Below are 1,399 nucleotides of genomic sequence, written 5' to 3'. Positions count from 1 at the left end.
AGGCTATTACCTGCTGCGCAAGAACTTCTCCCTGGCCATGCCTTACCTGATCGACGAGGAAGGCTACACCCGCGGCCAGCTCGGCCTGGCAATCTCGGCCATCGCCATTGCCTACGGCCTGTCCAAGTTCCTCATGGGCCTGGTGTCCGACCGCTCCAACCCCCGTTACTTCCTGCCCTTCGGCCTGCTGGTGTCGGCAGCGGTGATGTTCGTGTTCGGATTCGCGCACTGGGCCACCTCCAGCGTCACCATCATGTTCATCCTGCTGTTCATCAACGGCTGGGCCCAGGGCATGGGCTGGCCGCCGAGCGGACGGACCATGGTGCACTGGTGGTCGCAGAAAGAGCGCGGCGGCGTGGTGTCGGTGTGGAACGTGGCACATAACGTGGGTGGCGGCCTGATTGGCCCGCTGTTCATCCTTGGGCTGGGCTGGACCAACGACTGGCATGCCGCCTTCTATGTACCGGCCGCCGTGGCGGTGCTGGTGGCCGTGTTCGCCTTCGTCACCATGCGCGACACCCCGCAATCGGTGGGCCTGCCGCCGATCGAGGAGTACAAGAACGACTACCCCGAAGGCTACGACGCCAGCCACGAACAGGAATTCAGCGCCAAGCAGATCTTCGTCAAGTACGTGCTGCGCAACAAGATGCTCTGGTACATCGCCCTGGCCAACGTGTTCGTCTACCTGCTGCGCTACGGCGTGCTCGACTGGGCGCCGACCTACCTCAAGGAGGCCAAGCACTTCACCGTCGACAAGACCTCATGGGCCTACTTCTTCTACGAGTGGGCAGGCATCCCCGGCACCCTGCTGTGCGGCTGGATGTCGGACAAGATCTTCCGTGGCAATCGCGGCCTGACCGGCATCGTGTTCATGGCCCTGGTCACCGTCGCCACCCTGGTGTACTGGCTCAACCCACCGGGCAACCCCACCGTCGACATGATCGCGCTGTTCTCCATCGGCTTCCTGATCTACGGCCCGGTGATGCTGATCGGCCTGCAGGCGCTGGAGCTGGCGCCGAAGAAAGCCGCCGGCACCGCCGCCGGGTTCACGGGCCTGTTCGGCTACCTGGGCGGCTCGGTCGCAGCCAGCGCCGCGATGGGCTACACCGTCGACCACTTCGGTTGGGACGGCGGCTTCGTGCTGCTGGTCGGTGCCTGCCTGCTGTCGATCGCCTTCCTGCTGCCGACACTGCGCCACACTCAGGTTGCCAGCAGCCGCCGCGAAGCGGTGGTGTGATCGGCTGATATAACGCCCGCGACAAACAACAAGGCCGGTGACATTCTTTGTCACCGGCCTTGTTGTATCTGCTGCAGGAAAGTTGCCCCCTGCCCTTCCAGGCGCGCTGAAATCAGTGCGCAAAAAAATGGCTCCTCGCCACCCATCATTAAATACCAGGGG

Annotated in this window: 1 protein-coding gene; it reads left to right on the top strand. The window is 63.5% G+C overall.

Annotated elements, in window-relative coordinates:
- Window positions 1-1,237 (top strand): glycerol-3-phosphate transporter (glpT, locus tag APH44_RS28790; protein WP_054895657.1); only part of this gene is annotated, 1,237 nt, incomplete at its 5' end.
- Window positions 1,238-1,399 lie beyond the last annotated feature (162 nt).

This window comes from Pseudomonas sp. NBRC 111143 (assembly GCF_001320965.1).
Lineage (GTDB): Bacteria > Pseudomonadota > Gammaproteobacteria > Pseudomonadales > Pseudomonadaceae > Aquipseudomonas > Aquipseudomonas machongensis.
This window is presented reverse-complemented; position numbering and strand designations above follow the sequence as displayed.